Source organism: Alteriqipengyuania triglochinis (genome assembly GCF_054655655.1).
Genome location: NZ_BAAHNC010000001.1, coordinates 374,241 through 398,907 on the forward strand (window position 1 = coordinate 374,241; position 24,667 = coordinate 398,907).

At 66.0% G+C, this 24,667-nt stretch carries 25 protein-coding genes and 1 tRNA gene; 14 read left to right on the top strand and 12 right to left on the bottom strand.

What is annotated here, in order from left to right:
* Positions 1–18: 18 nt before the first annotated feature.
* The 7 genes from ACYQ0L_RS01920 to ACYQ0L_RS01950 form a co-directional block, all read right to left on the bottom strand.
* Positions 19–786: an ABC transporter permease gene (locus tag ACYQ0L_RS01920; protein WP_459787241.1), complete on the bottom strand. Its 768-nt coding sequence runs from the start codon at positions 784–786 to the stop codon at positions 19–21.
* Positions 783–1,730, bottom strand: coding sequence for an ABC transporter ATP-binding protein (locus ACYQ0L_RS01925; RefSeq protein ID WP_459787242.1), 948 nt, complete (start codon positions 1,728–1,730; stop codon positions 783–785). Before ACYQ0L_RS01925 ends, ACYQ0L_RS01920 begins: the two co-directional genes overlap by 4 nt.
* A gap of 138 nt (positions 1,731–1,868) precedes the next feature.
* On the bottom strand, positions 1,869–2,936 hold the full coding sequence (queA, locus tag ACYQ0L_RS01930) for a tRNA preQ1(34) S-adenosylmethionine ribosyltransferase-isomerase QueA (RefSeq protein ID WP_459787243.1): 1,068 nt from the start codon (positions 2,934–2,936) through the stop codon (positions 1,869–1,871).
* 61 nt (positions 2,937–2,997) lie between these two features.
* On the bottom strand, positions 2,998–3,705 hold the full coding sequence (locus ACYQ0L_RS01935) for a peptidylprolyl isomerase (protein WP_459788011.1): 708 nt from the start codon (positions 3,703–3,705) through the stop codon (positions 2,998–3,000).
* A gap of 89 nt (positions 3,706–3,794) precedes the next feature.
* Positions 3,795–4,307, bottom strand: coding sequence for a pantetheine-phosphate adenylyltransferase (coaD, locus tag ACYQ0L_RS01940; protein WP_459787244.1), 513 nt, complete (start codon positions 4,305–4,307; stop codon positions 3,795–3,797).
* On the bottom strand, positions 4,304–5,212 hold the full coding sequence (locus ACYQ0L_RS01945) for a polyprenyl synthetase family protein (protein WP_459787245.1): 909 nt from the start codon (positions 5,210–5,212) through the stop codon (positions 4,304–4,306). The genes coaD and ACYQ0L_RS01945 overlap by 4 nt, the downstream gene beginning before the upstream one ends.
* Positions 5,213–5,236: 24 nt before the next feature.
* Positions 5,237–5,491: an exodeoxyribonuclease VII small subunit gene (locus ACYQ0L_RS01950; protein WP_459787246.1), complete on the bottom strand. Its 255-nt coding sequence runs from the start codon at positions 5,489–5,491 to the stop codon at positions 5,237–5,239.
* A gap of 71 nt (positions 5,492–5,562) precedes the next feature.
* On the opposite strand from ACYQ0L_RS01950, the gene ACYQ0L_RS01955 reads away from it, so the two are divergent.
* A complete protein-coding gene (locus ACYQ0L_RS01955) occupies positions 5,563–6,246 on the top strand; it encodes a hypothetical protein (RefSeq protein ID WP_459787247.1) in 684 nt (227 codons plus the stop codon).
* Positions 6,247–6,256: 10 nt separating this feature from the next.
* Positions 6,257–8,521 (top strand): phosphoribosylformylglycinamidine synthase subunit PurL, encoded by a 2,265-nt coding sequence (purL, locus tag ACYQ0L_RS01960; RefSeq protein ID WP_459787248.1) that lies wholly within the window; start codon positions 6,257–6,259, stop codon positions 8,519–8,521.
* 32 nt (positions 8,522–8,553) lie between these two features.
* Here the strand turns inward: purL and ACYQ0L_RS01965 are convergent, their stop codons facing one another.
* Entirely contained in the window at positions 8,554–9,405 is an 852-nt protein-coding gene (locus tag ACYQ0L_RS01965) for a Coq4 family protein (protein WP_459787249.1), read from the bottom strand.
* Between the two features lie 58 nt (positions 9,406–9,463).
* Complete coding sequence (gene serB, locus ACYQ0L_RS01970) at positions 9,464–10,243, bottom strand: phosphoserine phosphatase SerB (RefSeq protein ID WP_459788012.1); 780 nt, start codon at positions 10,241–10,243, stop codon at positions 9,464–9,466.
* Positions 10,244–10,340: 97 nt separating this feature from the next.
* Here serB and miaA point away from each other — a divergent pair, with 97 nt between their 5' ends.
* From miaA to ACYQ0L_RS01985, 3 genes are all read left to right on the top strand, one after another.
* Entirely contained in the window at positions 10,341–11,279 is a 939-nt protein-coding gene (gene miaA, locus ACYQ0L_RS01975; RefSeq protein ID WP_459787250.1) for a tRNA (adenosine(37)-N6)-dimethylallyltransferase MiaA, read from the top strand.
* Between the two features lie 226 nt (positions 11,280–11,505).
* Complete coding sequence (locus ACYQ0L_RS01980; protein ID WP_459787251.1) at positions 11,506–12,561, top strand: amidohydrolase family protein; 1,056 nt, start codon at positions 11,506–11,508, stop codon at positions 12,559–12,561.
* A gap of 69 nt (positions 12,562–12,630) precedes the next feature.
* Positions 12,631–13,605, top strand: a complete 975-nt coding sequence (locus ACYQ0L_RS01985; RefSeq protein WP_459787252.1) for an NAD(P)H-dependent flavin oxidoreductase — start codon at positions 12,631–12,633, stop codon at positions 13,603–13,605.
* A gap of 26 nt (positions 13,606–13,631) precedes the next feature.
* On the opposite strand, the gene ACYQ0L_RS01990 is transcribed toward ACYQ0L_RS01985, so the two are convergent.
* The gene (locus ACYQ0L_RS01990; protein WP_459787253.1) at positions 13,632–14,408 is read right to left on the bottom strand and encodes a hypothetical protein; all 777 of its coding nucleotides are present in this window, start codon (positions 14,406–14,408) and stop codon (positions 13,632–13,634) included.
* A gap of 123 nt (positions 14,409–14,531) precedes the next feature.
* On the bottom strand, positions 14,532–15,017 hold the full coding sequence (locus ACYQ0L_RS01995; RefSeq protein WP_459787254.1) for a flavodoxin family protein: 486 nt from the start codon (positions 15,015–15,017) through the stop codon (positions 14,532–14,534).
* A gap of 80 nt (positions 15,018–15,097) precedes the next feature.
* Here ACYQ0L_RS01995 and recJ point away from each other — a divergent pair, with 80 nt between their 5' ends.
* The 9 genes from recJ (at position 15,098) to ACYQ0L_RS02040 (ending at position 23,905) form a co-directional block, all read left to right on the top strand.
* Positions 15,098–16,888 (top strand): single-stranded-DNA-specific exonuclease RecJ, encoded by a 1,791-nt coding sequence (gene recJ, locus ACYQ0L_RS02000; RefSeq protein WP_459787255.1) that lies wholly within the window; start codon positions 15,098–15,100, stop codon positions 16,886–16,888.
* Between the two features lie 107 nt (positions 16,889–16,995).
* Positions 16,996–17,070 (top strand) — tRNA-Glu (locus ACYQ0L_RS02005).
* Between the two features lie 154 nt (positions 17,071–17,224).
* Positions 17,225–18,490 carry an ATP-binding protein gene (locus tag ACYQ0L_RS02010; protein ID WP_459787256.1) on the top strand — a complete coding sequence of 422 codons (1,266 nt, stop codon included), beginning with the start codon at positions 17,225–17,227 and terminating at the stop codon, positions 18,488–18,490.
* Positions 18,491–18,630: 140 nt separating this feature from the next.
* Complete coding sequence (gene pstC / locus ACYQ0L_RS02015; RefSeq protein ID WP_459787257.1) at positions 18,631–20,016, top strand: phosphate ABC transporter permease subunit PstC; 1,386 nt, start codon at positions 18,631–18,633, stop codon at positions 20,014–20,016.
* On the top strand, positions 20,016–21,281 hold the full coding sequence (gene pstA / locus ACYQ0L_RS02020) for a phosphate ABC transporter permease PstA (RefSeq protein WP_459787258.1): 1,266 nt from the start codon (positions 20,016–20,018) through the stop codon (positions 21,279–21,281). Before pstC ends, pstA begins: the two co-directional genes overlap by 1 nt.
* 14 nt (positions 21,282–21,295) lie before the next feature.
* Positions 21,296–22,066: a phosphate ABC transporter ATP-binding protein PstB gene (gene pstB / locus ACYQ0L_RS02025; RefSeq protein ID WP_459788014.1), complete on the top strand. Its 771-nt coding sequence runs from the start codon at positions 21,296–21,298 to the stop codon at positions 22,064–22,066.
* Entirely contained in the window at positions 22,063–22,734 is a 672-nt protein-coding gene (gene phoU / locus ACYQ0L_RS02030) for a phosphate signaling complex protein PhoU (RefSeq protein WP_459787259.1), read from the top strand. Before pstB ends, phoU begins: the two co-directional genes overlap by 4 nt.
* Positions 22,735–22,790: 56 nt before the next feature.
* The gene (phoB, locus tag ACYQ0L_RS02035; RefSeq protein WP_459787260.1) at positions 22,791–23,480 is read left to right on the top strand and encodes a phosphate regulon transcriptional regulator PhoB; all 690 of its coding nucleotides are present in this window, start codon (positions 22,791–22,793) and stop codon (positions 23,478–23,480) included.
* A 2-nt stretch (positions 23,481–23,482) separates the two neighbouring features.
* A complete protein-coding gene (locus ACYQ0L_RS02040; RefSeq protein WP_459787261.1) occupies positions 23,483–23,905 on the top strand; it encodes a hypothetical protein in 423 nt (140 codons plus the stop codon).
* Here the strand turns inward: ACYQ0L_RS02040 and ACYQ0L_RS02045 are convergent.
* Entirely contained in the window at positions 23,902–24,666 is a 765-nt protein-coding gene (locus ACYQ0L_RS02045; RefSeq protein ID WP_459787262.1) for an extensin-like domain-containing protein, read from the bottom strand. The genes ACYQ0L_RS02040 and ACYQ0L_RS02045 overlap by 4 nt on opposite strands.
* Between the last annotated feature and the right edge of the window lies 1 nt (position 24,667).

Genomic DNA, 24,667 nt, shown 5'->3' on the forward strand with positions numbered 1-24,667 from the left:
GCGTCGGGGAATAACCGCTCAATCGCGCAATCGCCAGCCAGTCTTGAAGATGTACGCGATCACCGCGACGCATCCGGCCAGGAAGGCGCAGGTAATGCCGAGCGAGACCCAGATGCTGACGTCGGCCGATCCGTAGAATGTCCAGCGCAGCCCGCTGACGAGATAGACGATCGGGTTGATCAGCGCGATCTGGTTCCACGGTTCGGGCAGCTGGTCGATCGAGTAGAAGGTGCCGCCGAGGAAGGTCAGCGGGGTCAGGATCAGCAGCGGGATGATGCCCAGCTTCTCGAAACTGTCGGCCCAGATGCCGAGGATGAAGCCGAACAGGCTGAAGGCCGAGGCGACCAGCACGATGTAAAACAACGCGTAGACCGGGTGCGCGATCGAATAATCGATGAACAGCCGCGCCGTCAGAAGGATGACTGCAGCGAGGATCAGGCTCTTGGTCGCCGCCGCGCCGACGAACCCGGCGAGCGTTTCTGCCACGCCCACGGGTGCGCTGAGCAGTTCGTAGATCGTGCCGGTGAAGCGCGGCATGTAGATGCCGAAGCTGGAATTGCTGGTCGTCTCGCCCAGCAGGGTCAGCATCAGCAGGCCGGGGATGATGAAGGCACCGTAATCGACCGAGCCGACATCGGGCATCCGGTCGCCGATCGCGGAGCCGAAGACGAGGATGTAGAGCGAGGTGGTGAGCACCGGAGCGAGCACGGACTGGAACGCCGTGCGCAGGAAACGCCACAGCTCGCGCCGATAGATAGACCATGCGGATCGTGCGTTGAAGATCATGCCGCTGCGTCCTCTTCCTCGCCCAGCAGCGAGACGAAAATGTCTTCCAGGCTGCTTTCACGAATGTCGATCCCGACATAGTCGATCCCGCTCGCGATCAGTGCCTTGGTCAGGTCGGCCACTTCCTCGCGGCCCTTGCCCGTACCGTCGCCGCCGCGATAGCAGATCGTGCGCCCGTCCTCCTGCAGCTCGACCGGGAAGGCGGAGATCGCCGGCGGCAGCGCAGCGACCGGATCGGCGAGCGTCACATGCGCTTCGGTCCGCCCGAGCCGGGCCATCATCGCGTCCTTCTGGTCCACCATCAGGATCTTGCCGCCGCGGATCACGCCGACCCGGTCGGCCATTTCCTCGGCTTCCTCGATATAATGCGTGGTCAGGATCACGGTGACGCCGCGCGCGCGCATCGCGTCGATCTGGTGCCACATGTCCTTGCGCAGTTCGACATCGACGCCCGCGGTCGGCTCGTCGAGGAACAGCAGGTCGGGCTCGTGCGCCATCGCCTTGGCGATCAGCACGCGCCGCTTCATCCCGCCGGAAAGCTCCATAATGCGATTGTTGCGCTTGTCCCACAGGCTCAGCGAGCGCAGAATTTCCTCGATCCGCGCCGGGTCGGGCGCAAGGCCGAACAGGCCGCGCGAATATTCCACCGCGTGCAGCACCGGCTCGAACATGTCGGTGCTCAGTTCCTGCGGCACCAGCCCGATCCGCGCGCGGGCCTTCCGCCAGTTACCCTGCAGATCGTGGCCGAAGGCGCGCATCGTTCCCGACGTCGGCCGGACCAGTCCGCACACGGCGCCGATCAGCGTCGTCTTGCCCGCGCCATTAGGCCCGAGCAGCGCAAAAATCTCGCCGCGATTGATGGTCAGATCGACATCGTCGAGCGCCTTGAGCCCTCCGGAGTAAATCTTGGTGAGGCCGGACAGCTCTAGGATCGGATCGGACATGAGCGCCTATTTGGCCGAACCGGAAGGTTTTACAAGAGAACCCGATCGAAGGTTGCGCGGCTTTCGATCGATACCGGCCAGACGGCGCCGGTGTAAGCCCTTGGCACTATTGAAAGATGGTGAGCTGACGCCGGAGGATTACCCCGGCAGCAGCAGCGAGGAATCGCCGTAGGAATAGAAGCGGTACTCGTTCGCGATGGCGTGGGCGTACACCTCCATCATCCGTTCGCGCCCCATCAGGGCGCTGACCAGCATCATGAGGGTCGATTTGGGCAGGTGGAAATTGGTCATCAGCCCGTCGACCGCACGGAAGCGGTAGCCGGGGGTGATGAAAATGTCGGTATCGCCCGAGAACGCCTGGATCGTGTGGGCGCCTTCTCCAGCCCCCGAGCCGGAGGCGGCAGCGCTTTCGAGCAGGCGCAGGCTGGTGGTGCCCACCGCGATCACCCGGCGGCCCTCGGCACGTGCGGCGTTCAGCCGATCGGCGGTGTCGGGCGCGATCTCGCCCCATTCCGCGTGCATCCTGTGCGCGGCGGTATCCTCCGCCTTCACCGGCAGGAAGGTGCCCGCACCGACATGCAGCGTGAGCGTTTCGCGCCCGATCCCTGCCGCATCGAGCCGCGCGACGAGGTCGGGCGTGAAATGGAGCGCGGCGGTGGGCGCGGCGACAGCGCCCGGCTTGTCCGCGAACAGCGTCTGGTAATCGTCCGCATCCCGCGCGTCGGTCGTCCGGCGCTGGGCGATGTACGGGGGCAGCGGCATCGCGCCCGCGCGCTGGAGCAGCACCTCGACCGGTTCCTCCCCCTCGAAGGCGAGGGACCAGCTGCCGTCATCGCCGCGCGTTTCGGCAATGGCGGAAACGCCTTCGGGAAACGCGATCCGGTCGCCCGCGCGCAGGCGTTTGGCATTGCGCACGAAGGCCTGCCAGCGGCGCGCGTCGATCCGCTTGTGGAGCGTCGCGCCGATCGCCGCCCCGCTCGCGCCTTCACGGATACGCTCGCCTTCCAGCTGCGCCGGGATCACGCGGGTATCGTTGAAGACCAGCACGTCGCCTTCGCGCAGCAGGTCGGGCAGGTCGCACACCTGCCGGTCGGCGAAGGGCGCGTTGCCATCCACCACCAGCATTTTCGCAGAATCGCGCGGGCTGACCGGGCGCAACGCGATGCGATCGGCCGGCAGTTCGAAATCGAACAGGTCGACCTTCATCGTCAGACGCCCATCACTAGCAGGAGGTCACGGCCCCGGACGGCGCCGGGACGCGCGATCGTCATTCCCCGGTCGGCGCGTTCAGCTGATCGCCGATGATGGAGACGGGCTCTTCCGCCTGGCGCAGCTGCGCAGGGCTCGGCGCGGGACGGTTGTCCGCCGCGATCGATGCCTGGACGATACGGGTCGGGTTGCCGGGCGGCTCGCCGCGCGCGATCGCATCGACTGCATCCATCCCGGCGATCACCCGGCCGAAATTGGTGTAGTTCTTGTCAAGGCTGAAGCGCGGGTAGAACACGATGAAGAACTGGCTGTTCGCGCTGTTCACATCATTGCCGAGCCGCGCCATCGAAACCGTACCGCGCACGTGCGGCATCGGGTTGAATTCCTCGTTCAGGTCGGGGAGCTGCGAACCGCCCTGCCCCGTGCCCGTCGGGTCGCCGGTCTGCGCCATGAAACCGTCGATCACGCGGTGGAAAACAACCCCGTCGTAGAAGCCCTGCCGGGCAAGCGTTTTGATCCGCTCGACATGAGCGGGCGCCCAGTCGGGCATCAGCCGGATCGCCACGCGCTGCCCGTTGGAGAGGTCGAGGAACAGAATGTCCTCGCGATCTTCCTGCAGGCTGTAATTGATCGGCGCATAGGACATTGCGGAGCGCGGTGCCGGTGCTGCCTCGGCCTCGGCCGCGACATCGGCCGCATCCTGCGCCTGGGCGGAGGTTGCGGCCAGCGCCATCAGCGCTGCGGCGGAAAGAATGGTCTTGAACATGGTTCTCACGGATGAAATTCCTGAATTGCCGGGGCGATACAAACCCGGCGCTGTCCGCGCAATGAACGATTTGGCGCGCGCCGCGCGCGTCAGTAGTCGCCTTTCATGCCGATCTTCTCGACCCGGGCGACCACATCCTCGCGCACCGACGGGCTGACGAAGGCCGAAATGTCCCCGCCATAGACCGCGATTTCCTTCACCAGCTTGGACGCGATCGGCTGCAGCGAGACATCCGCCATCAGGAACACCGTCTCGATATCGTCGTCGAGCTGCTGGTTCATGCCCGCCATCTGGTATTCGTATTCGAAGTCCGCGACTGCGCGCAGGCCGCGCACGATCACGTTGGCACCTTGCGCGTTGGCGAACTTCATCAGCAAAGCATTGAAGCCGACCACCTCGACATTGCCGATGTCCATCGCCGCCACCTCGCGCTCGACCATGGCGAGGCGTTCGTCCGTTTCGAACATCGGGTTCTTGGACGGGTTGGTGGTCACCCCGATGATCAGCCGGTCGACGAGCCGCGAGGCGCGGCGGATGATGTCCGCATGGCCCAGCGTGATCGGGTCGAAAGTGCCCGGATAGATGCCTATGCGTTCGCTCACCGGTCTCTCTCCACAATATACCGCGCCAGGTCGCACAGGACGCCCGCGTCCCCGCCGTAATGCGCGAGGTGCCCGCAGGCCTGTTCGACCAGCGCCCTGGCCTGGCTGCGCGCGCCATCCGCGCCCATCAGCGAGACGAAGGTCTGCTTGCCCTGTTCCTCGTCCTTGCGCAGCGCCTTGCCCGCCTTGTCCTCGTCCCCTTCATGGTCGAGCAGGTCGTCGGCGATCTGGAAGGCAAGGCCGATATCGCGCGCATAGTTGATCAGCGGGCTGCGCGCATCGGGCGGCACCCGGCCGAGGATCGCGCCCATCTCCACGCTCGCGGTCAGCAGCGCGCCGGTCTTCAATTGTTGCAGGCGGGTGATCGTGTGCAGATCGTACGTCGTGCTGTCGGCGGCCATGTCCATCGCCTGGCCGCCCGCCATGCCGCCCATCCCGCTCGCAAGGGCGAGGCAGCGGACCAGTTCGGCCTGGATGAAGGGATCGGCCGACACGCCCTCGAAGGTCAGGATTTCGAACGCCAGCGCATGCAGCGCGTCGCCCGCCAGCACCGCGGTCGCTTCGTCGAACGCCTTGTGCAGCGTGGCCTTGCCGCGCCGCATGTCGTCATCGTCCATGCATGGCAGATCGTCGTGGATGAGCGAATAGACGTGGATCGATTCGACCGCCGCGCCCGCCAGCACCGCGGCCTTACGCGAGACGCCCAGCATCGTCGCGGTGGCGACCAGCAGCAGCGGGCGCACCCGCTTGCCGCCGCCGATGGCGGCGTAGCGCATCGCCTCGAACAGCGGTGCGCGCGTATCGTCGGGTACGGGCAGCAGGCCGTCGAACGCCTCGTCGACCTCGGTCTGGATCGTGGCAAGCGCCACCTTCAGCCGCGCGCCGTTGGTATCCTCGAAGTCCATCTCAGGCGCCCCTCACCCTCGCCGTCAGTCCGCGCCGTCGAAGGTTTTCGTACCGCTCGGCTGACCGCTGGAATCGAGCACGATCGCCTCGATCCGGGCCTGCGCGGCGTCGAGCCGGGCCTGGCAATGCGCGCGCAGCTTCTCGCCGCGTTCGTAGAGCGTGATCGACTGATCGAGCGGAACCTCGCCGTCCTCCAGCTGGCGCACGACCTGCTGGAGCGCACGAAGCGCCTCTTCGAAGCTCATTTCGGAAATGTTGGGAGTGTTGTCCTCGGTCATCGCGGGCGAGCATTGACGGGGTGCCGGTGGCGGGTCAAGCAGAGCGATGCGGCGCTGGGGGAGGAACGCACATGTTTATCGGGCACTTCGCCCCCGCCTTCGTGGCAGCGGCGGTGACGCCGGCCAAGCCGCGGCTGGGAATGTATTTCCTCGCAGCACAACTGGTCGACTGGGCGTTTTTCCTGTTCGTGCTGATCGGCGTGGAAGACCTGCGGATCGTGCCGGGCATCACCGCGATGAACCCGCTGGACCTGTATCACATGCCCTATACGCACAGCCTGCTGGGCAGCGCGGGCTTTGCGCTCGGCTTTGCGCTGCTGGCGCTGGTCACAACACGCGACAGGCTGGCGAGCCTGCTGGCGGGCACGGTGGTGCTCTCGCACTGGCTGCTCGACCTGCTGGTCCATCGCCCCGACCTCACGCTCGCCGGCGATCCCCCGAAATTCGGCCTGGGCCTCTGGAACATTCCGGCGATCGAGATGCCGCTTGAGCTGCTGCTGACCTTCGGCGCGATGGCGTGGTTCATCTCCCGCACGCGCGGCTATCTGCTGCCCGCGCTCCTCCTCGCCGGGCTGTTGTTGGCTCTCCAGGCGGTCAACTGGTTCGGCCCGGAGCCGGATGCGGTGACGGGTGCGCTGGCCTATACCGGGTTCTTCGCCTTCGGCCTCCTGACGCTGGCCGCATCGTGGCTCGGCCAAAAGAGGCGTGTGAAACCCCGAGACGGGGGACTGGCGCTCAAACGCGGAGCGGTTTAAGCGGCCTCGCATGGCTACCAACGCATCCCAGATCACCCCCGAAGTCGTCGAGCAGCACGGGCTGAGCCCCGAGGAATACGAGCGCGTGTTGAACGCTCTCGGCCGCGAGCCCAACCTGCTCGAACTCGGCATATTCTCCGTGATGTGGAGCGAGCATTGCTCGTACAAATCCTCTCGTCTGCACCTCAAGAAGCTGCCGACCGAGGCCGATTGGGTCATCTGCGGCCCGGGCGAGAATGCGGGCGTGATCGATATTGGCGACGGTCAGGCGGCGATCTTCAAGATGGAGTCGCACAACCACCCATCGTATATCGAACCCTATCAGGGCGCGGCGACGGGCGTGGGCGGCATCCTGCGCGATGTCTTCACCATGGGCGCGCGGCCGGTGGCCAATGCCAACGCGCTACGCTTCGGGCGACCCGATCATCCGAAGATGAAGCATCTGGTCCAGGGCGTGGTTGCGGGGATCGGCGGCTACGGCAATTGCGTGGGCGTGCCGACCGTTGCAGGCGAGACCAATTTCGACCCCGCATACGACGGCAATATCCTCGTCAACGCGATGACTGTGGGCGTCGCGGACGCGGACAAGATTTTTTATTCTGCCGCGACCGGCGTGGGCAATCCCATCGTCTATGTCGGCTCCAAGACCGGGCGCGACGGCATCCACGGGGCGACCATGGCGAGCGCGGATTTCGAGGAAGATGCCGAAGCCAAGCGCCCCACGGTGCAGGTGGGCGACCCCTTCACCGAGAAGCTGCTGATCGAAGCTTGCCTCGAACTGATGGCGACCGACGCGATCGTCGCGATTCAGGATATGGGCGCGGCGGGGCTGACCAGCTCCAGCGTCGAGATGGCCACCAACGGCAAGGTGGGCATCCGGCTCAAGATGGACGACGTGCCCCAGCGCGAAGAGGGCATGACCCCTTACGAAATGATGCTGAGCGAGAGCCAGGAGCGGATGCTCATGGTCCTCAAGCCCGGCAAGGAAGACATGGCCCGCGCCATCTTCGAGAAGTGGGAACTGGACTTCGCGGTGATCGGCGAAGTGACCGAGCCCGGTCCGTCCGGGGGCCGCATGGTGCTCGAATTCGAAGGCGAGACCGTGTGCGACATTCCGCTCGGGCCCTTGGCCGACGATGCGCCGCTCTATGACCGGCCTTACCTGCCGCTCGACGAGTACAAGACCTGGGCGAAAATCACGCCCATGAAAAACGTGCCCGACAGCGAGGATGTCGGCGCGGACCTGCTTAAGTTGATGGGCAGCCCCGCCCTCGCCTCGCGTCGGTGGATTTCGCAGCAATATGACAGCCAGGTCGGCGCGGACACGCTCCAGACCGGCGGCGATGCGGGCGTGGTGCGCGTGCACGGCACGAAGAAGGCGCTGGCGATCAGCACCGATTGCACCCCGCGCTATGTCTACGCGAACCCCTTCGAAGGCGGCAAGCAGGCGGTCGCGGAAGCCTACCGCAACCTGTGCGCAGTCGGCGCGAAGCCGCTCGCGATCACCAATTGCCTCAACTTCGCCAACCCCCAGCGGCCCGAGATCATGGCACAGATCGTCCACGCGCTGGACGGCATGGGCGAGGCGTGCCGCACGCTCGACTTCCCCGTCGTGAGCGGCAATGTGTCGCTCTATAACGAGAGCAAGGCGACCGGCGGCGGCTCCGCCATCCTGCCCACGCCCGCCATCGGCGGAGTCGGGCTGATTGCCGATTACGACAAGCTCGCCAGCATCGGCTTCAAGAGCGAGGGCGACGCGATCTATCTCGTCGCACCCGAGTTCTGGGCCAAGCCCGATCCGGTCCGCTCGCACCTCGGCAAGTCGCTGTGGCTCAAGGAAGTGCACGGCCGCGACGAAGGCCGCGCGCCGCCGGTCGACCTGCTGGCAGAGCGTGGCGCGGGCCAGATCGTGCTCAAGCTGATCGACGAAGGCCTGCTGAGCGCAGTGCACGATTGCTCGGACGGCGGCCTCGCCGTGACGCTGGCGGAAATGGCGCTTGCGGGCGGCGTAGGTGCGGACGTCACCGCGAACGACGCCTACACGAGCGCCCAATGGTGGTTCGGGGAGGACCAGAGCCGCTACGTCATCACCGTCAGCCCGGACAAGGTCGAGGCGTTCAACGCCATCGTCGCCGAGGGGCCCGAGAGCGAAGCGGCTGCGCTGGTGGGCTTCCGGCGGCTGGGCACGGTCGGCGGCGACAGCCTGCTGGGCGTCAAAGTCGAAGACCTGCGCGCTGCAAACGAAGCGTTCTTCCAGGAGTGGATGGAGGGGTAGTCACCGCCCCTCCCCCCGTCCGCAGGTGACGATCAGGCGACGGCCTGCGCGCCCTCTTCGGCGGGCGGATTGCCCAGCAGGTCGTAGGGATCAATCCCTTCTTCGCGCCAGACGCGATGGCATTCGCGATACCAGTGCGGTTCGGGAATATTGAGCATCCGGCGCGCTTTGGTGAGATCGGTCGCCAGAAGTTCGCGGATCGACATGCCGACCAGCGCGGGGCACGCGGTGCCCGTCTTCTGCGCCTGCCGCACCGCCTTCAGCACCGGTGCCCGGCTGCCCTTCACGTTCTGCTTGATGTTGAGCGCGCCGGCATAACCGATCAGCAGGTGGCCATGGCTGGGCTGCTGGCCGTAGGTGAACAGCAGCACGCACTGCTCGCCCAGCGCATCGCGCCCGTAGCCGGTCAGAACATGCATCAGGTCATGCGTGTCGCGGCTGCGGAAGCCGAACCATTCGACCAGATCGCCGAACCGGCGCCGGCCCAGCTTGTCGGCCTCTGCCACCAGCCCGGCGGCAGAGAGCCCTTCACGCTCCATGAAATCGCAGTAGGCATGCGCGACGGTGCCCCTGGGCAGCTGGCGCAGAGCGTCATGATCATCGAGGATCGGCGGCAGATAAGGCTCTTCCGCGCGCAGTCGCTCGCCCCGCTCGCTCAACGTCAGTTCGCGGACGCGCGGCATAAAGCTCTTGTGCGGCAGGGCCTCGAAGATGCGGAAGACATGGCTGGTGTCTTCCTTGTCCTTCAGCAGTTCGCGGAAATGGTGGATCGCGGTCAGCGGCCGGTATTTCGGAACGGGTCGCTCCGGATGACGCAACAGCGTTCCGTCGCGCGCAGCCTCGACCGCGTCGGAAATAGAGATGACAGGCTTGGCTTCGCTCATGACGGCATTCCTTACTGACATCGGTGTAAATAGTCGATGCGCGCGGAAGTTCCAAGCCCTATCTCATCACCCACCTTGCGCGATCGATCCCGAGCAGCAGGAGCATCGCGGTCAGGTTCTCGCCATCGATCCAGCCATTGGCTGCGGCGCGCGTCTGGGGCTTGGCGCGGTAGGCCATGCCGTAATCGGCCGCGACCAGCATCGGGGTATCGTTCGCCCCGTCGCCCAGCGCCAGCGTGCGCGCGTTCTCACCCAGCTGCGCCGCTTCCTCGCGCAGGGTGCGTTCCTTGGTCGAACTGTCGCAGATCGGCTCCTGCACCTCACCGCTCAACGTGCCATCGGCGACCAGCAGGCGATTGCCGACGACCCGGTCGAATCCAAGCCGCTCGGCAACCGGATCGGCGAAGCGGTGGAAGCCGCCTGTAACAAGCACGCAGCGCGCGCCGTGCGCCTTGAGCGTCGCGATCAGCGTGGCCGCGCCGGGGGACGGAGCAATCCGTTCCGTTAGGCAGCGCGCGATCGCATCTTCATCGAGCCCCTTCAGCAGCGCCACCCGCTCTTTGAGCGCACCCTCGAAATCCAGTTCGCCGCGCATTGCGCGTTCGGTGATCTCGGCCACCTTCGGCTTGACCCCCGCGAAGTCGGCCAGCTCGTCGATGCATTCCTGGCCGATCATGGTCGAATCCATGTCGCTGACCAGCAGGCCCGGAATGCGGATCGTATCGTCGGCGAAGAGCGCGGCACCCGGGGCCAGATGCTGTTGGACCAGCGGCGCGACCACTTCCCGCGTGCCTTCGGGGATCGCGATTTCGAGCACTTCGCCGCAGTGATCGAGCATGGATGCCCCGGCAAGCGGCTGGCCAGCGTTGGCCAATGCACTTTCCAGTGCGGTGAGACTTGCCTCGGACGGCACTGGCTCTGCTAGGACGCGGGCGATGAGCACGAATGCATTCTCCGAAACTGCGGCAAAGGCGCCACTTGCGCTCATCGCAGGGCCGACGGCCAGCGGCAAGAGCGGGCTCGCGCTCGACCTGGCAGACAAACTCGGCGCGCGCGGACGCACGGGCGTGATCGTCAATGCCGACAGCGCGCAGGTCTATGCCGATCTCGACGTGCTCAGCGCGCGGCCTCCGGCCGAAGATCTCGCGCGGGCCGAACATCGCCTCTACGGTGCGTGGGACGGTGCGCAGGCGTGCTCGGCAGCCGAGTGGGCCGAGGCTGCGAAGCGCGAGATTGCCGCCATCCACCAGGCAGGGGCGGTGCCGATCCTCGTTGGCGGGACCGGGCTCTACATCCGCACGCTGCTCGACGGGATCGCACCGGTCCCCACCATCCCCGCCCATGTCCGCGATGCGGTGCGCGCGATGCCGACCGCCGAAGCCTATGCCGAGCTAGCGCTCGAGGATCCGGCGAGCCACGCGCGGCTCGATGCCGCCGATTCGCAGCGGATTGCGCGCGCACTGGAGGTGGTCCGGGCGACCGGGCTGACGCTGGGCGAATGGCAGCAACGCAAGGAAGGCGGGATCGGTGACGACGTTGCCCTCGCCCCGGTCATCCTCCTGCCCGAACGGAGCGAACTTTACCGCCGGTGCGACATCCGCTTCGAGGCGATGATGGATCAGGGCGCGGTGGCCGAGGTCGATGCGCTGCTCGCGCGCGATCTTGCCCCCGATCTGCCGGTGATGCGGGCGATTGGCGTGCGCGAGATTGGCGGCCTGCTGCGCGGCGAGCTGTCGCGTGAAGAAGCGATTGCGAAGGGCCAGCAGGCGACCCGAAACTACGCCAAGCGGCAATATACCTGGCTGCGGCACCAGCCCCCGCAGGACTGGCCGCGCGTGGCGAACACCGCAGACGCGCTCTCTGTGTTGGGTTGAGGCCCTTTCCTACCGGGCCATGATGCGGCAGGCTCTCTTCTATGGATCTGCTTCACAAAGAAGCGACCGGACAGAGGATGCTTTTGATGTGTCGTGTGGCGATCGCGGAAGGTGACACGTCGTATCGTGGATACGCCCGCAATCCCTTGATCCAGGGGGATGCACACAGCCCGGCGAATTTCAAAAATGCACCCCGTCCGTGTGCCACACCTGGACAGGAGACCGCATGACCGCGCGCGAAGAGATACTCGATCCCGATCTGCCGATCGTCGATCCTCATCATCACCTTTGGGATCTGCGCCCGCTGATCCCGGTCTTCCCCGAACCGCGCCACCCCTTCATCGAAACCGTCGCGCGCTCTGCCTACTACACCTTCGACCAGTTCGCCGCCGATACCGGCAGCGGCCACCGGATCGTCGGCACCGTCTTCATGGAATGCGGCGCCTTCTACGATGCGGCGCGCAGCGAAGCGATGAAGGTGGTCGGCGAGGTCGAGTTCGCGCGCGGGGTCGCCGCGCAGGGAGCGAGCGGCCTGTATGGCGAGGTGCGGCCCTGCGCCGGGATCGTCGGCCACGCAGACCTGCGTCAGGGTGCTGGCGCGGGCGCGGTGCTCGATGCGCTGGCCGAGGCGGGCGGCGCGCGCTTCAAGGGCATCCGTCATGCCGGTGCGTGGGATGCGGACCCCACCGTTCTTGGCCCCGCGTTCCACCATCCCGAAGGCCTTTATCGCAACGCGGCCTTCCGTGAGGGCTTCGCCGAACTTGGCAAGCGCGGGCTGAGCTTCGACGCCTGGGTTCTCGAGCCCCAGTTGGACGATGTGATAGACCTTGCGCGCGCCTTCCCCGAGCAGGCCATCGTGCTCGACCATTGCGGCACGCCTTTGGGAAGCGCCTGCTACAGCGGCCAGCTGGACGAGCATTTCGAGCGCTGGCGCGCCTCTATCCGCGAACTCGCCGCCTGCCAGAATGTGGTCGTGAAGCTCGGCGGGCTGGCGATGTCCTTCTGCGGCATGCCGCCCGATGGGCCGACCGAGAGCGTCTCCTCGCAAGACCTTGCGGAGATGTGGCGGCCCTACGTGGAAACCTGCATCGACGCCTTCGGCCCGGATCGCGCGATGTTCGAAAGCAACTACCCGGTCGACAAGTGGGCAGGCAGCTATGCGACGCTCTGGAACGCCTTGAAGCGGCTCGCGTCCGGGGCATCTTCGGACGAAAAGCGCGCGCTGTTCTCCGGCACGGCGGCGCGGGTCTACCGCCTCAAAGGGCTGCCCGGGTTGACGTAACGGCAATCTCGACAGGGGCGAACCCTGCGCATAGACCCCACCCAAACACATTGTCCGGAGAGAACATCAATGCCCCTTCCCGCACCGTTCGATCGCCTTCGCCTGCCCATCATCGGTTCGCCGATGTTCATCGTGTCAGGCCCCGAACTGGTCATCGCGCAGTGCAAGGCGGGGATCGTCGGCAGCTTCCCGGCGCTCAACGCGCGGCCCTCTGGCGTGCTCGACGAATGGCTGCACCGGATCACGGAAGAGCTGGCGGCGCATAACCGCGACAATCCCGATCGCCCCGCCGCACCCTTCGCGGTCAACCAGATCGTCCACCGCTCCAACGCTCGGCTCGAGGAAGACATGCAGGTGTGCGAGAAGTGGCAGGTGCCGCTCGTCATCACCTCATTGGGCGCGCGCGAGGAAGTCTTCCAGGCGGTCGAAAACTGGGGCGGGATCACGCTGCACGACGTCATCAACAACCGCTTCGCCCACAAGGCGATCGAAAAGGGCGCGACCGGGCTGATCCCGGTCGCCGCCGGGGCCGGTGGCCATGCTGGCACGCTCTCGCCCTTTGCCCTGATGCAGGAAATCCGCGAGTGGTTCGACGGGCTGATCGCGCTTTCCGGCTCGATCGCCAGCGGACGCTCGGTCCTCGCGGCGCAGGCCATGGGCGCCGATTTCGGCTATATCGGCAGCGCCTTCATCGCGACCGAGGAAGCCAACGCGGAACAGGGCTACAAGCAGGGCATCGTCGATGGCAGCGCGGACGGCATCGTCTACACCAACCTCTTCACAGGGGTACACGGCAACTACCTGCGCAGCTCGATCGAGGCGGCGGGGCTGGACCCGGACAACCTGCCGGAGAGCGATCCGTCGAAGATGAACTTCGGCAGCGGCGGCAATTCCAAGGCCAAAGCATGGAAGGACATCTGGGGTTCGGGCCAAGGCGTCGGCGCGGTCAAGAATGTCGCGAGCGTGGCCGATATGGTCGACCGGCTGGAGCGGGAGTACAAGGACGCCAAGGCCGCGCTGGACGAGGCGTCGAGGCCTTACTGAGCGCCCTCCCGCGCGGCATCGCGCGGTCAGCCGGGCCAGACCCGCAGGAAACGCCGGTTGCCCGACGGCTCGAGCCGCAGGGGATAGCCTTGGGGCGCTGCCAGTTCCACGCTGCGCTCCTGCATCCCGGCGTAGAACAGGTGGGTGAAGATCAGCCGTGCAAGGGCCGCCTCGTCGCCTTGCAGCAAGGGCGCTTCGATGCGGAACTCCTGCCCGGTGAAGTAGGCGAGGCCGTGACTCTGCAGCGCCCCGTCGAGCGTCAGGCGGAAGCTCGCCAGCAGGTTGACCGGAACGTCGGCCCGCGCATCCCATGCGCGCAGATGGGCGGCGACCTGTGCGCTCTCCATGGCGATGCCGCCGGGCACCCAGCACAGACCCTGCGCGCCGAAGGTCGTGGCGATGGCATTGCCGAGGCGAAACCACTCGCGCAGGATCGTGAGGCTGCGCCTGCCCGCCGCGATATGTGGCCCGAGGCGAAGCGAGCTTGCATGCGTGACCGATCGTCTGGCCGCCTGGTCGATCACGTCGCCGTCGCCGATGTCGGGCACCGGTACGGACGGTCCGGGCGCCAGTCCGACGAGGTCGAACCCCAGCCCCGCCCTCTGCAACGAAAGCCCGTCCGGCGGGGCGATATCGACCTGGTGCCCATAATGGACCAGATCGGGCCCGAGCGCATCGACCAGTCCGGCGATCCGCTCGTGCGCGCGCACCTGCCGCAAGGTCGGCCGCGTATTGCGCGGGAACAGGATCAGCAGATCGTCGCCGATCTCCGGCGCGGCGTGCAGCTTGCGGTCTTCCGACATGCGCGCCTCCCTCCCTTCCTGACGTCCGTTGGCGGGCGGACCTTTGCGCAAGTCCCGCACGCGCGTCGAGAGGCAGGGGCGCGGTTTACTCCGAATTGGAGCGATCTGCGTCGATCCGCCGGTTCAGAAAACTCCCATGGAGAGCCCTTCGGCCATCGCCTCGCCCAGCGCCGCGCATTCGTCCAACCGGTTTTGTGGCACAGATTTGGGGGCAAGAATGGCTTCAGGGGTCTGCGCGTCCATGTTGATGATGATCGGATCCGCCACCCGCTTGAGCCGCCAGCCCGTGGCAATCCGGTCGATCTGCGCCTGCGCGCCCTCTCCGTCGGACCCGGCGGAGATGGCGGTGGCGAAGGCGCGCCCCTCGATCCGGCCGAGCACGGGGTAATAGCAGCGGTCGAACATCTCCTTCATCATGCCGCTCATGCTCGCGAGATTTTCGGGGCAGACGAACAGGTAGCCACCCGCCCCCAGCAGATCGTCAGGCTGGGCATCCGCAGCGGCAAACAACCGCGCAGTCTCGCCCGCGCCTTGTGCGGCAGCCTGCGCCATCGCCTCGCTCGCGCCCGTACGGCTGTGCCAGATGATAAGCAGGGTCGTATCGGCCATGCGCCCAACCTCGGCCCGGCCTGTCGAAAGTCAACCGCCGCGCGCTATGATGCGCAGGTCGGGCGCGCTAGTATCGGATGATGGCCACCACAGCTCCCACACATGTTTTCGGCGTCGAACGCTCGCTGGCAGGGCGCAGCTGGCGCTGGCGCGGCGGGCGCAACCAGTACGAAGGCGCAGCGGCCGGGCTCGGCGACGATATCCTGACCCAGCTCTTGCTCGCCCGCGGCGTGACGCGCGACGATCTCGACCGGCAGCGCGATCCCAAGCTGGCCGCCTTCCTGCCCGATCCGGCGATCTTCCAAGACATGGAGGTCGCCGCAGAGCGTCTGGCGCAGGCGATCCTGACGCGCGAGACCGTGACGATCTACGGCGATTACGACGTCGACGGCGCGACCTCCGCCGCCTTGCTGATTCGCCTGTTCCGCATGCTGGGCCACCAGGCCGGCTACTACATCCCCGACCGACTGCTGGAAGGCTACGGCCCAAGCGGCGAGGCGCTGGTCCAGCTGGGCAAGCAGGGCTCCAGCCTCGTGGTCACCGTCGATTGCGGTGCCATGGCGCATGAAGCACTGGCGGCGGCTCGCGATGCGGGCGTCGACGTGATCGTGATCGATCATCACAAATGCTCGCCCGAACGGCCCGCCGCAGTCGCGCTGGTCAATCCGAATCGGCTGGACGAGGCCGACGCCGCTGCGGCTCACGGCCATCTTGCCGCAGTCGGCGTGGCCTTCCTCGTAGCCATCGCGCTGGTCCGCAAACTGCGAGAGGGCGGCTATTTCGCATCACACAAGGAGCCGGATCTGCGCGCCCTGCTCGATCTGGTGGCGTTGGGCACGGTCGCCGATGTCGCGGCGCTGCACGGGCTCAACCGGGCCTTCGTCTCGCAGGGCCTCAAGGTGATGGCCAAGCGCGCCAATACCGGAATGAGCGCGCTGATCGACGCGAGCCGCCTTACCCGCGCCCCGGTGGCGTCCGATCTCGGCTTCGCGCTCGGCCCGCGAATCAATGCCGGGGGCCGGGTCGGCGAATCGACCCTGGGCGTGCGGCTGCTGACGACCGAAGATCCTGAAGAAGCCGCGCAGATCGCAGCCCAGCTCTCGCAACTGAACGAGGACCGCCGCACGATCGAGGCTGAAGTGCAGGAAGCGAGCGAGGCACAGCTGCCGCGCCAGGCGAATCGCAGCCTGCGAATCGTTCACGGCGAAGGCTGGCACCCCGGCGTGATCGGCATCGTCGCCGGGCGAATCAAGGAAAAGACCGGACGGCCGACGCTGGTGATCGCACGCGATCGCGAATCGGGGCTTGGCAAAGGCTCGGGCCGCTCGATCCCCGGGGTCGATCTGGGGGCGGCAATCATGGCGGCGCGGGAAGAAGGCCTGCTCGAGGCGGGCGGCGGCCATGCGATGGCGGCGGGCCTGACAGTGCGCGAGGACAAGATCGAGGCACTGGAGGAATGGCTCGAGGCACGGCTCGAAAGGCAGGTCGCGGCGGCCAGCGCCGAAGCTTCGCTCGGATTCGATCTCTCGCTCGGCCCTCGCGGCCTGACGGTCGATCTTGTCGAAACGCTCGAGCGGGGCGGGCCCTACGGCATGGGCTGGCCCGGCCCGCGCCTCGCCATCGGCCCGGTGCATGTGGTCAAGGTCGATCGCGTGGGAACGGACCATGTCCGGCTTGTCGCCGGATCGCGCGATGGCGGGTCGATCAAGGCGATCGCCTTCCGCATTGCCGATACCGACTGGGGGCAGGCCCTCCTCGCCCTTCATCCGGGTACGAAGCTGTGGCTCGCTGGCCGTGCGAAGGTCGACACTTGGGCCAATACGCCGCGTGCGGAACTGCATCTGGAGGACGCAGCTCTGGTCGAAGGATAAAATTGCAAAAACCGGGCTTGACCGTTTTGGCCGCCCCCCCTAGATGCGCGGCTCGCTTCGGCGCTAACGGCTTTTTCGCCGCTTCGCCATGAAGCTTCTTCGGATGTGGCCCCTTCGTCTAGCGGTTAGGACGCGGCCCTTTCACGGCTGAAACACGGGTTCGATTCCCGTAGGGGTCACCATCCGGAATGGCCGGCACTCGGTGCCGGCCCATTACCCCCACAACAGACCACTCCCCGCCCTCGCCCCCGAGAGATCGGGCGGCGCTATCGCTTTTCGGGGAGCCACCGCAACCGGCACTGGCGCACGCGCGCGAAACGCCCTAGGCGCCCCTCCATGCACAAGCCGCTCGCATTCCCGTGGCCCGGCATCGTGATCGCCACCTGCAGCGCGCTGTTGCTGATGCTCGCGGGCATCCCTGTCGCCTATGCGCTCGCCGTGTGGCTGGTCTGGGCGCTGACGCTGTGGATCAGTCAGCCGCCCGAGCGGAAGGTGGCTGTCGATTCGCGGGCCGAGGGCCTGTCGCGCGAGAGCCTGACCGAGATGATCGAGCACGCGCACTCCCCCCTGCTGCTGACCGATCGCAAGCGCGTGGTCATCGCCAATGCCTCGGCCCGACGCCTGCTCGGCCCGCACGTGATCGGACAGGACGTGCGCGTCGCGATCCGGCACCCGCGCGCCATCGCGCTGATGGATGGCGAACGGCACGGCGAGGCGATCGTGACCGGGCTCGTGCGGCGCAAGGACGTATGGCGGGTCAGCCGTTACGAGATCGACGACCGCACCGCCGTCATCGAACTCATTTCCAAGACCGCCGAATCGGACGTCAGCCGCGCGCATACCGACTTTGTGGCCAATGCCAGCCACGAACTGCGCACGCCGCTTTCCTCGATCATCGGCTATGTCGAAACGCTCAGCGAACATCCCGAGGATATCGACGAGCATACAGCGCGCAAATTCCTCGACACGATCCACCGCGAGGCGCGGCGCCTGCAGAATCTGGTCAGCGACCTGATGTCGCTTTCGCGCGTGGAGGCGGAGAAGCACGACCGGCCGGACACCGCGGTCGATCTCAATTCTCTGGTCGAGCGTGCGGCGCGTGAAGGTGCCGGGATCGAACGGGCGGGCCGGATCACTTTCGAGGCGGATGGCGATTATCTCGTGCTGGGTGATTCGCAGCAGCTCGAACAGCTGGTGCGCAATCTGGTCGACAATGCGCTGAAATATGGCGGGCCCGATGCGCCGGTCAGCGTGCGCCTTAGCGAATCAGCTCTGGGCGAAGCGAGGCTGGAGGTCGAGGATCGCGGCGAAGGGATCGAGCCCGAGCACATCCCGCACCTCACCCGCCGATTCTATCGCACCGATCCCGGCCGCAGTCGCCTCTCGGGCGGCACGGGCTTGGGGCTTGCCATCGTCAAGCACATCATCGAACGCCACCACGGACGGCTCGATATCGACAGCGAGGTCGGGCGCGGGACGATCGTGACCGTCAGGCTGCCGCGCGAAAGACTAAGCGAAAGCGATCTGCCGACACCGGAATTACCCAAGCCGGACGCCACCAACGAAACCACGAATGCGACGGAGGAACCGCGATTGTCATGAGACTGCCACATAGTTTCAACAACGGGGTTTGCATGCCGCTTGCCGAGCGGCAATTCAGGTGATTTCTGGACGAACACACGGGGGCATAGTCGCATGGGCGATACCAAGCCCCCGCAGGACGTAAGGGGTCCGCCCACAGCATGTCTCCCGCTTTTCTGTTCTTACTTGCCATCGGCCTCGGCCTTGCCGGGTGGCTCGCCGGCCGCGCGAGGGCGCGGGCGTTCGACCGTACGCCCGATGCGCCGCGAATCGTGTCGCGCCCGGGCTACCACGCATGGTTCGTGGCGATCTGGGTCGCCGCGCCGCTGGCGCTGTTCGCGCTGGTGTGGAGCGTGCTCTCGCCCGTTCTGGTCGAACAATGGGTCCTCGCCTCGCCCGCGGCCCAGGATCTTCCGGCCTTCGGCTTCCAGCGCCAGTCCATCTTGGCGGAAGCGCGCGCAGTGGCGAACGGCAATGCCGACGCGGTGTTCAATCCCGCAGCGCAGGCCCTGATCGAACCGTTCCGCGAAGCGAGCCAGTTCTATAGCTTCGTCGGCCTCGCTTTCGGGCTGGTGATGGCGATCATCCTCGGCCTGTGGGCTTTCAGCCGCCTGAAACCGCAATTCACCGCCCGGGTGAAGGTGGAACGCATCGTGATGGGCGTGCTGCTGTTCGCATCGCTGGTCGCCATCCTGACTACGTTCGGCATCCTTGCCAGCCTGGTGTTCGAGACGATCCGCTTCTTCGGCATGGTCTCGCCGATCGATTTCCTCTTCGGCCTGAGCTGGAATCCGGACCCGATGGCCAATCCTGCCGCACCGCAGGGCGATCGCTACGGCGCGATTCCGCTGTTCTGGGGCACGATCTTCATCGGCGCGATCATCGCCATGATCGTCGCGATCCCGCTCGGCATGATGAGCGCGATTTACCTGACCCAGTATGCCAGCACGCGCTGGCGCAAGATCATCAAGCCCGCGCTGGAGGTGCTCGCCGGCGTCCCGACCGTGGTTTACGGCTATTTCGCCGCGCTCACCGTGGCCCCGGCAATCCGCGATGCGGCGCAGGCGGTGGGCATCACCAACGCCTCGTCCGAAAGCGCGCTGGCCGCGGGCCTCGTAATGGGAGTGATGATCATTCCCTTCGTCTCTTCGATGGCGGACGACAGCATCGCCGCCGTACCCGGTTCCATGCGGGACGGCAGCCTGGCGATGGGTGCAACCAAGTCCGAAACGATCAAGAAGGTGCTGATCCCCGCGGCGCTTCCGGGCATCGTCGGCGGCGTCATGCTGGCGGTCAGCCGCGCGATCGGCGAGACGATGATCGTGGTGATGGCGGCCTCCACCGCCGCCAACCTGACGGGCAATCCGCTCGAAGCGATGACCACCGTCACGGTCCAGATCGTCGCCCTGCTGACGGGCGAGGGAAGCTTCGACCATCCCGCAACGCTCAGCGCCTTCGCGCTCGGCTTCGTGCTGTTCATGGTGACGCTGCTGCTGAACTTCATCGCCTTGCGCGTCGTGAAACGCTTCAGGGAGGCGTATGAGTAATGAGTGATCCTGCAGCACTCGAGGGCGGACGGCCCACCCGCTCGGAGGCGTTCGAGAAACGCCTCAAGAAGCGCTACGCCTCGGAGAAGCGTTTCAAGCTGTTCGGCCTGTTCGCGATCCTGGTGTCGATCGCGATCCTGTTCATCCTGCTCGGCAACATGACCATCAACGGGGTCGGCGGCTTCCAGCGCGCCGAGCTCGAGGTGCCGATCGACTTTTCCGCATCGGGCCTTGCGGGCGACGAAGCGACGCTCAGCCAGCCCACCGCCGTCCAGACACTGGAAATGCAGGGCCTGCCGCAGATCGTCGCCTACTCGGCCGAACAGGCACTGGGCGAGGCGGGCGCCGCGCAACTGAGCGAGGATGCTTGGCGCCAGGTGGCTGAGGAGCTACGCGGCAATCCGTCGCTGATCCAGGGGCAGGAGAGCTTCTGGCTGCCGGCCAGCGGCGATCTTGCCATGGGCCTCGACGGCGAAGGTTCGGCCGAGATGCAGGCGCTCGCCGCACGGCTGGTGAGCGAGGGCCGTCTCGCCAAGCGGCTGGACTGGGGCTTCCTCGTCCGTTCCGACGCGACCGATCCGCAACAGGTCGGGGTTTGGGGCGCGCTCAAGGGGTCGATCCTGACAATGATCGTCACCCTCGTCCTAGCCTTCCCGATCGGCGTGCTGTCAGCGCTCTATCTGGAAGAATACGCGCCGAAGAACCGCTGGACCGAAATCATCGAGGTATCGATCAACAATCTTGCTGCGGTGCCTTCGATCATCTTCGGCCTGCTCGGCCTAGCGGTGTTCCTGTGGATCTTCCCCAATATGCGCTCCGCCCCGCTCATCGGCGGCATGACATTGGCGCTGATGACCATGCCGGTGATCGTCATTTCGGGCCGCAACGCGATCAAGGCGGTGCCGCCGTCGATTCGCGACGGCGCGCTGGCGGTCGGCGCATCGCCCGTGCAGGTGGTGTTTCACCATGTCCTGCCGCTCGCCCTGCCCGGCATCCTTACCGGCACCATCATCGGCATGGCCCGCGCGCTGGGCGAAACCGCGCCGCTCCTGCTGATCGGCATGCGCGCCTTCGTGGCGACCCCGCCTGACGGGTTCACTTCGCCCGCCACCGTGCTGCCGGTGCAGATATTCCTATGGTCGGACGAAATCGACCGCGGCTTCATTGAGCGGACCAGCGCGGCGATCATCGTCCTGCTGGTGTTCCTGCTCGTCATGAACGCCCTCGCCATCTACCTGCGTAACAAGTTCGAGAAAACCTGGTGACCGTAATTCACGACATGGACGACAAGGCCGAGACCAAGATGCGCGCCCGCAATGTCTCCGTTTACTACGGGGACAAGAAGGCCATCGACGACGTCTCGATCGACATTCCGATCAAGTTCGTCACCGCTTTCATCGGGCCGTCGGGCTGCGGGAAGTCGACCTTCCTGCGCACGCTCAACCGCATGAACGACACGATCGCCTCCGCGCGGGTCGAGGGCACTATCGAGCTCGACGGAGAGAACATCTATTCCAGCGGCATGGATGTGGTGCAGCTGCGCGCACGCGTCGGGATGGTCTTCCAGAAGCCCAACCCCTTCCCCAAGTCGATCTACGAAAACATCGCCTATGGCCCCAAGATCCACGGCCTGGCGGACAGCAAGAGCGAACTGGACGAAATCGTCGAGCGTTCGCTCCAGCGCGCAGGTCTGTGGAACGAGGTGAAGGACCGGCTCGGCGAATCGGGCACCGCGCTTTCGGGCGGGCAGCAGCAGCGCCTGTGCATCGCCCGCGCGATCGCGGTCGACCCCGAGGTCATCCTGATGGACGAGCCGGCCTCCGCGCTTGATCCAATCGCGACCGCCAAGATCGAGGAACTGATCGACGAACTCGCGGGCCGCTACGCCATCGTGATCGTCACCCACTCGATGCAGCAGGCTGCCCGCGTGTCGCAGCGAACCGCTTTCTTCCACCTCGGAAAGATGGTGGAATACGGACCCACTGACGAGATTTTCACCAATCCGCGCGAAGAACGCACCAAGGATTACATCACGGGACGTTACGGATGAACGCCGAGCACACCGTCAAAGCCTTCGACGAAGACATCACGCGCCTGCGCGGCCTCATCACCGAGATGGGCGGCCTGGCGGAGACTGCGCTCGAAGGTTCGCTCGACGCGCTTATCCGCGGCGACGAGGATTTGGCGGAACGCATCGTCTCGGACGATCGCAAGCTCGACCTGCTGGAAGCCGAAGTCGACAAGCTGGCGGTCAAGATCATTGCCCTGCGCGCCCCGATGGCGGACGACTTGCGCGAAGTGATCGCCGCGCTCAAGATCGCGGGCGTGGTCGAGCGGATCGGCGACTATTCGAAGAACATCGCCAAGCGCGTCGGCCGGATCGAAGGGCGCACCCGGTTCGAACCGCTGACCCTGCTGCCCGCCATGGGCGAGGTCGCGGCGGAGATGGTTCACGACGTACTCACCGCGTATGCCGCACGCGACCCTGCACTGGCGCGCGAGGTGATCGCGTCGGACAAGAAGGTCGATGCCTTCTACAATTCCGTTTTCCGCAATCTTGTCAGCCACATGGTCGAGAATCCTGCGACCATTTCAAGTGCTGCGCAGCTGCTGTTCGTGGCCCGCAATATCGAGCGTATCGGCGACCATGCCACCAATGTTGCCGAAATGGTCTATTTCGCCGCGACCGGCTCCTACCCACTCGACGACGACGGTTGACTCCGGTTCGCCGCGTTCTACCACCCAGTAAATCCATCGATTAGCGAGAGTTCCCAGTGCCTTCAGCCAAGCTGATCCTCGTCGAAGACGATCCGGCGCTTGCCGAACTTCTCGAATTCCGGTTCGCCAACGAAGGCTATCAGGTCCGCGTCACCGCCGATGGCGACGAAGCGCTGCTGATGGCGAGCGAGGACGTGCCCGACCTCATCATTCTCGACTGGATGATTGAAGGGACCAGCGGGATCGAAGTATGCCGCCGCCTGCGCCGCGACAAGGAAACCGCGCACGTCCCCATCATCATGCTGACCGCGCGAGAGGCCGAGGATGACCGGGTGCGCGGCCTGGAAACCGGTGCGGACGATTATCTGACCAAGCCGTTCTCCCCGCGCGAACTGCTCGCACGCGTCGCCGCCGTCATGCGCCGCATCCGCCCTGCCCTGGCAGGCGAGACGATCGAAGTGGGCGACATCCGGCTCGATCCGGTGGCGCACAAGGTAGAGCGGCGTGGCCACAGCCTGCAGCTTGGCCCGACCGAATACCGTCTGCTCAAGTTCTTCATGGAAAGCCCGGGCCGGGTCTTCAGCCGTGGCCAGCTGCTCGACGGGGTCTGGGGCACGGGGAGCGACATCGAGCTGCGGACGGTCGACGTGCACATCCGGCGGCTGCGCAAGGCGCTCGAACAGGAAGGCTCGAAAGACCCGATCCGGACCGTACGTTCGGCCGGATACGCACTCGAAGCGGTGTGAAGATGTTGCGTTACGCCGTCCCGGGCCTGCTAATCGCCATATGGGTCGCGACACTGTTCCTCCCGGCCGTGACGGTCGAACACGTCAATGAAGATCAGACATTCCCGGGATTGTCGGTCATGCTCCTTGGCATGTTTCTTGGCTGGGCGATCTTTCAGTTCGCTGCCTTTGCCAACCCGGTGTTCCTTTTCGCTCTCGGATATGGCGCCTGGCGCGGTGATGCGGCGGGGCGGAGGATGATGCGGGGCTTCGCAGTGCTTCTTATGCTTGCCATCGTGAGTGCGGCATTCTGGCGCATTCTGCCCGACGATTCCGGTCCCAATCCCATTATCGCCCATCATGCGGGATTTTATCTCTGGTTAGCGGTCATGGCATGCGCGGCCCTGTGGCTGTGGTTCACGGCGCCGCGCCCGCAGGAGACCTAACGACACACCCCGCCGAAACCCCTGCCTTGCTGGTCGAGGTGGAAGTGATCGGCATGGGCCGCATTGTAATCGGGAGACAGGACCGTGCCGAAACTCGCGCACGCGCCATCACGCACCGCGCGCAGGTAGCGCGCCTTGTCGCCATCGCCCTGCCAGTCATTCACCAAAGATATCCGCGTGCCGTCTTCCAGCACGAAGCCCGCAATGTCGATCGCATTGGCGGTCGCATGCTCGCTCCAAGGCCCTTCGTCGCGGCCGTAAAGGCGGCGGCAACTGAAGCTGCCGAAATGCTCGATCCGGGCGACATCGTGCCCGAAAATCTCCTGGGCAGCGGGCTGCACGCTGTCGCGCCGCCAGATCTCCAGCGCAGCGGCCATCGCGCAGGTCGTGTCGGGCCGCGCGCCCGCATAGGGAAAGTCATCGAGCCGGGTGCGGTTGTCGCGCAGGCATGGTGCCTCGCCCGCCGGGTCGAGCGCGGTGAACGCGACCTCGCTGCGCTCCAGCACCGCGCGGCATTGGGCCGGATCGTCGCGCAGGGCGAGGATCTTCGCCTGCGCCGTCCAGCCAGGCGGGTCGCGCAGGTCGAGAGGCGCCCACGGATTGCTGCCGGGATTCGCCGCCAGCCACCCTCGCCCGCCGACCAGCAGTGCGAGCAGCAGGAGCGCGGCAATCCATCGCTTATCGTCGGCGAAGTCGGGTGCGGGGCGCGCGATCCGGGCATTGCGTGCGAGACGTTCGAGGAGGCGGAAGCGTTCGGCCATC

Coding starts and splice junctions, on each gene's coding strand:
- serB (WP_459788012.1), bottom strand. CDS start 10,243: ATGCTCGATCACTGCGGCGAAGTGCTCGAAATCGCGATCCCCGAAGGC.
- ACYQ0L_RS01965 (WP_459787249.1), bottom strand. CDS start 9,405: ATGAGCGAAGCCAAGCCTGTCATCTCTATTTCCGACGCGGTCGAGGCT.
- ACYQ0L_RS02010 (WP_459787256.1), top strand. CDS start 17,225: ATGCACAAGCCGCTCGCATTCCCGTGGCCCGGCATCGTGATCGCCACC.
- ACYQ0L_RS02040 (WP_459787261.1), top strand. CDS start 23,483: ATGTTGCGTTACGCCGTCCCGGGCCTGCTAATCGCCATATGGGTCGCG.
- ACYQ0L_RS01985 (WP_459787252.1), top strand. CDS start 12,631: ATGCCCCTTCCCGCACCGTTCGATCGCCTTCGCCTGCCCATCATCGGT.
- ACYQ0L_RS02045 (WP_459787262.1), bottom strand. CDS start 24,666: ATGGCCGAACGCTTCCGCCTCCTCGAACGTCTCGCACGCAATGCCCGG.
- ACYQ0L_RS01920 (WP_459787241.1), bottom strand. CDS start 786: ATGATCTTCAACGCACGATCCGCATGGTCTATCTATCGGCGCGAGCTG.
- ACYQ0L_RS01995 (WP_459787254.1), bottom strand. CDS start 15,017: ATGGCCGATACGACCCTGCTTATCATCTGGCACAGCCGTACGGGCGCG.
- phoU (WP_459787259.1), top strand. CDS start 22,063: ATGAACGCCGAGCACACCGTCAAAGCCTTCGACGAAGACATCACGCGC.
- ACYQ0L_RS01950 (WP_459787246.1), bottom strand. CDS start 5,491: ATGACCGAGGACAACACTCCCAACATTTCCGAAATGAGCTTCGAAGAG.
- purL (WP_459787248.1), top strand. CDS start 6,257: ATGGCTACCAACGCATCCCAGATCACCCCCGAAGTCGTCGAGCAGCAC.
- recJ (WP_459787255.1), top strand. CDS start 15,098: ATGGCCACCACAGCTCCCACACATGTTTTCGGCGTCGAACGCTCGCTG.
- ACYQ0L_RS01925 (WP_459787242.1), bottom strand. CDS start 1,730: ATGTCCGATCCGATCCTAGAGCTGTCCGGCCTCACCAAGATTTACTCC.
- ACYQ0L_RS01945 (WP_459787245.1), bottom strand. CDS start 5,212: ATGGACTTCGAGGATACCAACGGCGCGCGGCTGAAGGTGGCGCTTGCC.
- pstA (WP_459787258.1), top strand. CDS start 20,016: ATGAGTGATCCTGCAGCACTCGAGGGCGGACGGCCCACCCGCTCGGAG.
- ACYQ0L_RS01955 (WP_459787247.1), top strand. CDS start 5,563: ATGTTTATCGGGCACTTCGCCCCCGCCTTCGTGGCAGCGGCGGTGACG.
- ACYQ0L_RS01935 (WP_459788011.1), bottom strand. CDS start 3,705: ATGTTCAAGACCATTCTTTCCGCCGCAGCGCTGATGGCGCTGGCCGCA.
- ACYQ0L_RS01990 (WP_459787253.1), bottom strand. CDS start 14,408: ATGTCGGAAGACCGCAAGCTGCACGCCGCGCCGGAGATCGGCGACGAT.
- miaA (WP_459787250.1), top strand. CDS start 10,341: ATGAGCACGAATGCATTCTCCGAAACTGCGGCAAAGGCGCCACTTGCG.
- pstB (WP_459788014.1), top strand. CDS start 21,296: ATGGACGACAAGGCCGAGACCAAGATGCGCGCCCGCAATGTCTCCGTT.
- queA (WP_459787243.1), bottom strand. CDS start 2,936: ATGAAGGTCGACCTGTTCGATTTCGAACTGCCGGCCGATCGCATCGCG.
- pstC (WP_459787257.1), top strand. CDS start 18,631: ATGTCTCCCGCTTTTCTGTTCTTACTTGCCATCGGCCTCGGCCTTGCC.
- ACYQ0L_RS01980 (WP_459787251.1), top strand. CDS start 11,506: ATGACCGCGCGCGAAGAGATACTCGATCCCGATCTGCCGATCGTCGAT.